The organism is Longimicrobium sp. (assembly GCF_036280135.1).
Classification (GTDB): domain Bacteria; phylum Gemmatimonadota; class Gemmatimonadetes; order Longimicrobiales; family Longimicrobiaceae; genus Longimicrobium.
In genome coordinates this window covers 1-7,717 of record NZ_DASURI010000751.1, presented here as the reverse complement: position 1 = coordinate 7,717, position 7,717 = coordinate 1, and the positions used below count along the sequence as shown (strand labels likewise).

Below are 7,717 nucleotides of genomic sequence, written 5' to 3'. Positions count from 1 at the left end.
CGGGACCTGGTGCGGTACGTGGACCTGGAGGAGTGACGTACGCGGCGGCTTTGGTGGGGTGACTGTTCCCGCGCTGGCCGTGTTCGCACGCTCCGTTGACACGGCCTGAGTTCACGGTCATCCTTTGCCGACGGCCCCACTTTCCCTGGAGTACCGATGGACTCGAATCGCCTTGCCCCGCCGGTGAGCACCGGAGCAACCGACGGGGCCCGTACGGAACTGCGATCCCCGTCCGTGGACGCCAGGCCCTGTGGGTCCACGTATCGGGCGAAAGAGCGGACAAGCGTCCGTCGGACGCGGGGCTCGGACGCGGGGCTGGATACGACACCGCCGCCTGATCACGAAGGATTTTTGGAGGCGCGTGCGCTCGGATTTCGCGCCATGCGCCAAAAGCTCGCCAAGCGGCGCAAGGCTGGCTGATCACCATCATGCCGCACATTCATCGAGGGCCGGGAGATTGTCTCCGGGCCCTTTCTCTTTCCTTGGAGGAACTCATGCGTCATCCCGGTGAAGTGTGGTTCCTTCCTCCGGACGCGATGGACGGGTGGTGACATGAAGGGGAGACGGCACGTGCTCCTGACCCCCTGTGAGGATGCGGACGATGCGGGTGTCCTCGCCTACGCCAGTTCACAGGCGACGGAGGCGGCGTTCGGGGCCGCGTTCCTTCTCCTGCAGCCCTCCCTGACGCACTACGGCCGCACCGGGCGGACCGGCTTTGACCGCACTACGTACATCTACCCGTCCCGTCTGGTAGGCGCATCGACGGAGGAGATGCAGCGTCGGGTGGGGCGCATCGTTCGCGAGCTCGCGGACCTGCGCCACCAGTTGCGAAAAGCACTCGGGATCGGGAGCGATCCAAGAACGACTCCTCGGGGCTGGCGAGGCCAGATTGTCCGATTTTCGGAGGCCGTTCGCAGCCAGATCGATGTTGCATACGGCCTGATCGTGACCGAGCCGTCCTACTCCAGCAAGGAGCGTTATCAACTGGTGGTTCCGATCCTGGATCTGCAGGACTACGAGCAGAGCGAGCTCGACGTAGTGGTTGAAGGCAAGGCTTGGCTCCACGCTCTCTTCGGAGATCCCACGCCTGTTGCGTTGGCGATCGAAATGATTCAGACGGTCTATCATCCAACGGACGTGGAAGCCGCAGCGCTCGCGATCGTGGACGCGGAAACGGCGGCCCGAGTCGATCACCGAATCGCCGAGCTGTTCGACCTGTGACTGTCGTGAGATGGATAGCCGCCCGCTGCTGCGGGACCTAGTGCGGTACGTGGACCTGGAGGAGTGACGTACGCGGCGGCTTTGGTGGGGTGACTGTTCCCGCGCTGGCCGTGTTCGCACGCTCCGTTGACAGGTGTCCACGGCGTGATGATCGTTGGTCCGGACACCGACCGCAGCTACAGACGAGGAGGCGCGGATGCACCACGAGCATGCAAGGGGGATCGCGGGATCTCGCGAGCGCGTCTCGCTGCTGGGCGCGTTGATGGCCCGGTTGCGCGGGCGCGCGGATCGTCGCGTCTCGACAGCGGAAGCCGATTTGCGCCTGGACCGTTCACAGCCGACAGGCCAGGCGCGGGACCGCTGGGCAGAGATCGCGCGCGGCCTGCATCACCCGGACGAGCCCGTGGTCCTGGACGAGGAGGGCTCGCGGGAGTGATCGACGAGATCATCAACGGCTCGCCGATGACACCCGAGCGCCGGGCAACGTTCGAGCGAATGCGCTTCATGGCTGGCGTGCGGCGGAATGGTGTTCGCGGCATCGATCCTGTGTCGACGCCGGAACCGGTGCGCGGTCAGGAGCACGAGACCATGGAGCTTCCCTGGTACCTGGAGGGCGTCACCGTCCTCACACCCGAGGGTTCGGCCGAGGTGCTGGAGGAGATCCGGAACGGGTCGCCAGACACGCCCGAACGCCTCGCCATGTTCGAGCGCATGGACCGCCGGGCCGAGATCCGCAAGCGCCTCGCTGTCGAGGCGGACGCGGCGAAGCTGGGCTGATTTGCTCCGAGAAGCAGGCCGGGCGGGTCGACAGTGGCCCGCCCGCATCTTTTTCCCCAAGGAAACCGATGCGACCCTCTGATTCGGTAGCAAACGAGTTCGTCCCGCGTAAATTGGACGAGCCACCGCCTCCGGGGTTCGATTGCGGACGGGAGGCGCAGAACCGCTTCCTGTACGATTCTGCCTTGGCGTGACCAGGAGGAGCGGCTCTCCGTGACGTACCTGTACTACGCGAAGGGCGTCTTTGCGGCGTTTGCCACCGCGTGCATGACGTCGTTCGTGCTCGGGACGCGCGAGAAACCCCGCTCCATCCCCTACAAGGTCGTGAGTGCGCTGCTCCTGGCGCAGTTGGGCGTGGACCGCCGCTTTCAGGGCTGTGGGCTGGGAAGCGAGCTCGTGGCGGACTTCAACCAGTTCGCCCGGGAGCTCTCCGCGAGCGTCGGCTGTCGCTACGTCATTCTGGATGCCCAGCCGGATCTTGTCCCCTGGTACGAGAAGCAGGGCTTCGCAACCAACCAGGCGATGCAGCGGCAACGCATCGACGCGTGGACCGCCGAGAATCGGGATATGGCGACCCTGAGCGTCAGCATGCGACTTGACCTGCGTGCGCCCAGGAGGGCCCGGGCGGCCTAGACCGGCCGCGGTCGCGACGAGCCTCGCGCGTGGCACGGGCGTTGCTCTCCCCGCGTGCACCCGATCAACGCAGGATCACACGCCGCCGGGCTGCCTTGCACGGCACCCGGCGGCACTCGCACCCGGCGCCAAGGCCCATGTCCCTGCACCTGTTCAGCACCCCGGTCCAGTGCACGCGCTGCGGCACGGTGGTGGATGATCCGACCGTCGACAAGTGCCCCAAGTGCGGCAACCTGCTCAAGGAGCGCCGTACCCCCCGCCGCCTGGCCGGCGTGGAAACGCGATACAGCGGCCTGCGCACGCTGCTGGCGGCGCTTCGCTTCCTGGGCGTGCTGGTGCTGCTGCTGGGCGCGCTGGTGCTGTTTGGCACGCTGGGCGACGACGGGCAGTCGGGCACGCAGAGCGCCATCATCTTCGTGAGCAGCGTGGTGGTGGCGATGCTGATGTTCGCCATCGCGGGCGTGTTCGTGCTGATGATGGACATCGAGGAAAACACGCGGTCGTCGTTCCGCATGCAGCAGCGCATGCTGGAGACGATGGACACGGGCCGCGGCGGCGCCGCGCCGCCCAGCGAGGGAAGCATCCCCGTTCCGCCGTCCACGACCGCACGCTCGTAGGAGCCGTACCAACGATGAAGTCCATCCGACGCACCGCCGTCCCCGGCGCGCTGGCCCTGGCGCTGGTGGGCGGCGCGCTGCTCGCCGGCCGCGCGGGCACCCAGACGGGCACCGGCCCGCTGCAGGCCCAGGCGGCCGCCATGGTGCCCAATCCCGGCGAGTGGAGCATCCTGGCCTGGTCGCTGGACCGCAACGAGCCGCTGTTCGCCATCAACGCGGACAGCGCCATCATCCCGGCCAGCAACAACAAGGTCTACAGCGCCATCTGGTCGCTGGCCGTGCTGGGCCCGGACTACCGCTTTCCCACGGACGTGCTGGTCACGGGCCCCGTGGAGGGCGGCGTGCTGCGCGGTGACGTGGTCATCCGCGGCTCCGGGGACCCGGCGTTCGGCTACCCGGACTACGACAAGGACCCCATGACCACGCCGCGCAAGATGGCGGCGGCCCTGCAGCGCATGGGCGTGCGCTCCATCCAGGGCGGGGTCATCGCGGACCCGTACGTCCACGACCGGCAGAACTTTGGCCCTGACTGGCCCCGTGACACGGGCAACGGGGCGGCGCGCTACGCGCCCACGGTGAGCGGCCTGCCGTTCAACCGCAACATGCTGTGGGTGCGCATGACGCCGGGGCAGGGCGAGGGCTTCATGCGCGAGCCCGACGTGCCGGAGATCCCCATCATCAACGGCGCGCGGGGCGGCGCCAACGCGTACGCCGTCCGCAAGCCGGACGAGGACACGGTGCGCATCCGCGGCGGCTCGCGGGGGCGGTTTGGCGTGGGCGCGTTCGAGCCGGCGTGGCTGGCGGGCGCGGCGCTGCGGCAGGCCCTGCGCGAGGCGGGCATCCAGGTGGCCGGCCCCCTGCGCATCGCGCAGACGCCGCAGGGCGCGGCGGTGGTGCACCGGCACTTCTCCATCCCGCTGATGGACATGACGTTCCAGCTGGGCCGCCACAGCGACAACTTCTTTGCCGAGCACCTGTGGAAGGCGGCCGTGGCCAAGTCCACGGGCCACGGCACGTTCACGGGCGGCGGCGCGGCGTCGGCGGTGTTCTTTCACGACCGGGCCGGGGTGCCGTGGGGGCAGCTGTGGCAGGCGGACGGCAGCGGCCTTTCGGCGCAGAACCGCACGAGCGCCAACGGCCTGGTGCGCGCGCTGATCTTTGCCCACAAGCAGCCGTGGGGCGCGCGCTTTCACGAGTCGCTCTCCATCGCGGGCGACCGCGGGGGCACCATGAACCGGATGTTCGTGGGGCAGCCCGCGCAGGGCGTGCTGCACGCCAAGACGGGCTACATCAACGACGTGCGCACCCTCAGCGGGTACGTGAAGACGGCGAGCGGCGAGAACGTGGTCTTCTCGTTCCTCTACAACGGCCGCAACACGGGCGGGGCCCGCGGCGTGCAGCAGAACCTGGGCAACCTGCTGGCGACGTACCGCCGCTGATCCGTCCGATCCGGCCCGGAAAGCAGAGGACGCTTTCCGGGCCGCTTCATGCCTGGTATCTTTCTCCTTTCCGGACGTTATCCATCCACACACAGGGAGGACGGAGATGAAGGGAAGCATCCTTACGCGCGGCGTGCTCGCGGCGGCCACGGCGGTGTCGCTGGCGTTCGGCGCGGCGCAGGCGTTCGCGGCTCCCGTGGCGGCGGATACGCGCGAGGGCATCTGCCTGTGGCACGAGTGCAGGGCCATGTGTGGAACGGGATGCGGCGGCGAGTGCATCGGCAACGAGTGCTACTGCGACTGCTGATCCACCCGGAGATGCACAATGCAAAGAGGCCCGGCGTCCGCGCCGGGCCTCTTCACTTTCGCACTCACGCACTTTCGCACTTTCGCACTTCAGTTCAGATCCAGCCCTTGCGCTTGAAGTACGCGAACAGCGCCGCGCCCACGGCCACCATCAGTCCCAGGGCCCACAGGTAGCCATAGCCCCAGTGCAGCTCGGGGATCACGTCGAAGTTCATCCCGTAGATGCCGGCGATCCACGCCATGGCCATCAGGATGATGGACCACGCCGCCATCAGCCGCATGGTCTCGTTCAGGTTGTTGGACGCCAGCGAGAGCTGGCCCTCCATGGCCCCGTTCAGCAGGTCGCGCAGGGTGTCGATCTCCTCGGCCACGCGGATGGCGTGGTCGTGGATGTCCTGGAAGTACGGCAGCATCTCCGGCTGCAGGAACGGGATGTCGCGCCGCAGCAGCGACCCGATCAGCTCCCGCTCCGGCCCCACCATCCGCCGGAACAGCGCCAGCTCGCGCCGCATTCCCAGGATGGTCTGCATGTCCTCGCTCTGCCGCCGCTGCTCCATCACCCCCGTCTCCAGCTCCGCCACCCGCTCGCTGAAGTGGTCCAGGACGGGAAAGTATCCATCCACCACCAGGTCCAGCACCGCGTGGGCCAGCACGCCGGGCGCGCGGAACCGCTCGGGGTTGCCGCGCCACCGCGCCAGCACCTCCGTGAGCTCCTCGATGCGGTGGTCGTGCACCGTGACCACGTAGTTGGCCCCGATGAACGCGTGCAGCTCGTTGAGCGCCATGCGGCCGCGCTCCTGGTTGATGCGCGCGGCATACATCACCAGGAAGTAGTAGCCGGGATAGCGGTCGATCTTGGGGCGCTGGCGGCCGCGGACGGTGTCTTCGACGGCCAGGGGATGGAACTTGAGCTCCGTGCGAAGGAACTCGCCCTCGGGCACGCCGGGCGCGGCAATGTCGATCCACACCAGGGGCGGATCGTGCGGCTGGCGGCCGGCGCTGCCCCGGTGGATGGCGGCGAGCGCGGTGGCCAGGGGGATGGCGTGCACACCCGTTTCCGTCTCGCCGTAGGCGTGGATCCGGGTGCGGGGCTCCGCGATGGACTCGTCCTCGCAGAGCGGATCGATGATCTCGTCAGCGTGCCGCTCGACGACGCTCATACCCGGGAACGGTGTTGGTGATGGCGGCGGTGACCACTTCCACCGCGCCCAGCACCACGTGCGGCATCCACACCCGCTCGTCGAAGCCCAGGATCCACGGCGACGCGGCCAGCAGGATTCCGCCCACGGCGTCCAGCAGCAGGTGCGCGGGCATCTGCAGCTTGCGCACGGCGCCCAGCTCGTAGTCCGTGAACAGGCTGTAGAGCAGCACGCCGGCGCCCAGCACCACCGGCACCCAGCGCGCCGCCTCGTTGTCCGCGAACCCCAGCAGCCACGGGCTGGCGATCAGCAGGGCGCCCATCAGGTAGTCCAGCATGCCATGGATGCGGGTGGGAAGTCGCATCGCTGCCCTCTCCGAAGAATGCAGGGTTTGTCCCGGGTTCACAACCGCCGTCGCCGCGCGGGTTTGCAAGCGCCGCGCCGCCTGGGCTCCGTGGCCGGACGGCAACGTAGCGTCAAAACTCCGGAAAACACAGGGGCGGCTGATGTTGGGCGGGGATGACGGTGCGGTTGGAGGGACGATCGGGCGATGCGGAACCGTGGACGCCGATGGCGGTCCCGAGCCGGTGAGGCCGAGCCGGGAGAGGAGCGAATTGACGAGGAGCGATTGAAATCGCCGCTGGAACGGCACGAAGTCCGCCTTCGCGGACTGCCCCGGCGGAAGCCGGCGCATGTGCACCGTGGCGCGGACCTCGCCGGCGTGCACGGGCCGGGGTGTACACCCTCTCCCGCGCAGTGTGCGGGAGAGGGACGCGAGGAACGAGCGGGGTGAGGGCCCCGAGCCCGGGTGAGGGCTCAGTGCAGCCAGCGCTGGATCTCGCGGTCGTCCAGCGTGCCCACGTACCGGTGCGGCTTGCGCGGGGGCGTCGGCGCCAGCGGCGGCGTGGCGGGCGCCTCGTCCGGCTCCGCCCACCCGATGAGCGACACGGGCAGCAGGCCGATGGCCACGCCCACCGCCGCGAACGCGCCCACGGCGCCACGCGGATCACTCGGCAGCCAGAGCGCGTCAATGCGCAGCGCCAGCTCCGCGTAGACCACCAGCGCCAGCATCAGCCAGCCCGTGGCGTGGAAGGCGGCGGAGTACGCGCGGTCGCGCGCGGCGAGGCGCCGTGCATCCAGCGGCGCGGACCCGCCGCGCAGCCCGCTCGCCTCCGCCAGCGAGAACATGCAGACGAGCCCCGCCAGCAGCGTGACGAAGCCGCCAAACCCGGCCAGCTCGCCGTCGCCGCCCAGGGCGCTGACGGCCACGTGCGCACCGAATGCGCTCCACAGCGCCGCGACGGCAGCACGGCGGCGACGGCGGGTGTTGAGCGTGAGGTAGGCGAACGGACGGCGGTGCCTGGGGAAGCGCATGAGTTGGGTCTGGTCCCGCGTGTGGCGGCCCGGCGCTCCGGCCGGGCGACGACGTGTGGATGCGCCCTCGTACGCCGCCGGGCGGCGGCGCGTTTCAGGGGCGCGTCGCGGACGGCGTCAGCGGATGGGGGCGCGGGAGGCGGACGGGGTCTCTGCCGGGGCGCTGGCCTGCTGCGGACGGCGCTGCTCGCGCATGTGCCGCACAATGGCG

The 7,717-nt window shown here is 69.2% G+C and carries 10 protein-coding genes; 7 read left to right on the top strand and 3 right to left on the bottom strand.

Features of this window, described 5'->3' with window-relative positions; all coding sequences use genetic code 11:
- Nucleotides 1-570: 570 nt before the first annotated feature.
- The 7 genes from VFZ20_RS24325 to VFZ20_RS24295 all read left to right on the top strand — a co-directional run bounded on the left by VFZ20_RS24325 (nt 571) and on the right by VFZ20_RS24295 (nt 4,994).
- On the top strand, nt 571-1,221 hold the full coding sequence (locus tag VFZ20_RS24325; RefSeq protein WP_329686553.1) for a hypothetical protein: 651 nt from the start codon (nt 571-573) through the stop codon (nt 1,219-1,221).
- Between the two features lie 196 nt (nt 1,222-1,417).
- Nucleotides 1,418-1,657, top strand: coding sequence for a hypothetical protein (locus VFZ20_RS24320; protein WP_329686552.1), 240 nt, complete (start codon nt 1,418-1,420; stop codon nt 1,655-1,657).
- Nucleotides 1,654-1,998, top strand: coding sequence for a hypothetical protein (locus tag VFZ20_RS24315; protein ID WP_329686551.1), 345 nt, complete (start codon nt 1,654-1,656; stop codon nt 1,996-1,998). The genes VFZ20_RS24320 and VFZ20_RS24315 overlap by 4 nt, the downstream gene beginning before the upstream one ends.
- Before the next feature lie 213 nt (nt 1,999-2,211).
- Nucleotides 2,212-2,631 carry a GNAT family N-acetyltransferase gene (locus VFZ20_RS24310; protein WP_329686550.1) on the top strand — a complete coding sequence of 140 codons (420 nt, stop codon included), beginning with the start codon at nt 2,212-2,214 and terminating at the stop codon, nt 2,629-2,631.
- 137 nt (nt 2,632-2,768) lie between these two features.
- Nucleotides 2,769-3,248 (top strand): hypothetical protein, encoded by a 480-nt coding sequence (locus VFZ20_RS24305; protein ID WP_329686549.1) that lies wholly within the window; start codon nt 2,769-2,771, stop codon nt 3,246-3,248.
- 14 nt (nt 3,249-3,262) lie between these two features.
- The gene (gene dacB, locus VFZ20_RS24300; RefSeq protein WP_329686548.1) at nt 3,263-4,687 is read left to right on the top strand and encodes a D-alanyl-D-alanine carboxypeptidase/D-alanyl-D-alanine endopeptidase; all 1,425 of its coding nucleotides are present in this window, start codon (nt 3,263-3,265) and stop codon (nt 4,685-4,687) included.
- Nucleotides 4,688-4,793: 106 nt separating this feature from the next.
- On the top strand, nt 4,794-4,994 hold the full coding sequence (locus VFZ20_RS24295; protein WP_329686547.1) for a hypothetical protein: 201 nt from the start codon (nt 4,794-4,796) through the stop codon (nt 4,992-4,994).
- Nucleotides 4,995-5,088: 94 nt separating this feature from the next.
- Here the strand turns inward: VFZ20_RS24295 and corA are convergent, their stop codons facing one another.
- The 3 genes from corA to VFZ20_RS24280 all read right to left on the bottom strand — a co-directional run bounded on the left by corA (nt 5,089) and on the right by VFZ20_RS24280 (nt 7,506).
- The gene (corA, locus tag VFZ20_RS24290; protein WP_329686546.1) at nt 5,089-6,153 is read right to left on the bottom strand and encodes a magnesium/cobalt transporter CorA; all 1,065 of its coding nucleotides are present in this window, start codon (nt 6,151-6,153) and stop codon (nt 5,089-5,091) included.
- Complete coding sequence (locus VFZ20_RS24285; RefSeq protein ID WP_329686545.1) at nt 6,128-6,496, bottom strand: SPW repeat protein; 369 nt, start codon at nt 6,494-6,496, stop codon at nt 6,128-6,130. The genes corA and VFZ20_RS24285 overlap by 26 nt, the downstream gene beginning before the upstream one ends.
- 452 nt (nt 6,497-6,948) lie before the next feature.
- The gene (locus VFZ20_RS24280; protein ID WP_329686544.1) at nt 6,949-7,506 is read right to left on the bottom strand and encodes a hypothetical protein; all 558 of its coding nucleotides are present in this window, start codon (nt 7,504-7,506) and stop codon (nt 6,949-6,951) included.
- Nucleotides 7,507-7,717: the final 211 nt, after the last annotated feature.

Excerpts from the sequence above, each read along its gene's own strand:
- VFZ20_RS24320 (WP_329686552.1), top strand. The coding sequence starts at position 1,418 with ATGCACCACGAGCATGCAAGGGGGATCGCGGGATCTCGCGAGCGCGTC.
- VFZ20_RS24305 (WP_329686549.1), top strand. The coding sequence starts at position 2,769 with ATGTCCCTGCACCTGTTCAGCACCCCGGTCCAGTGCACGCGCTGCGGC.
- dacB (WP_329686548.1), top strand. The coding sequence starts at position 3,263 with ATGAAGTCCATCCGACGCACCGCCGTCCCCGGCGCGCTGGCCCTGGCG.
- VFZ20_RS24295 (WP_329686547.1), top strand. The coding sequence starts at position 4,794 with ATGAAGGGAAGCATCCTTACGCGCGGCGTGCTCGCGGCGGCCACGGCG.
- corA (WP_329686546.1), bottom strand. The coding sequence starts at position 6,153 with ATGAGCGTCGTCGAGCGGCACGCTGACGAGATCATCGATCCGCTCTGC.
- VFZ20_RS24285 (WP_329686545.1), bottom strand. The coding sequence starts at position 6,496 with ATGCGACTTCCCACCCGCATCCATGGCATGCTGGACTACCTGATGGGC.
- VFZ20_RS24280 (WP_329686544.1), bottom strand. The coding sequence starts at position 7,506 with ATGCGCTTCCCCAGGCACCGCCGTCCGTTCGCCTACCTCACGCTCAAC.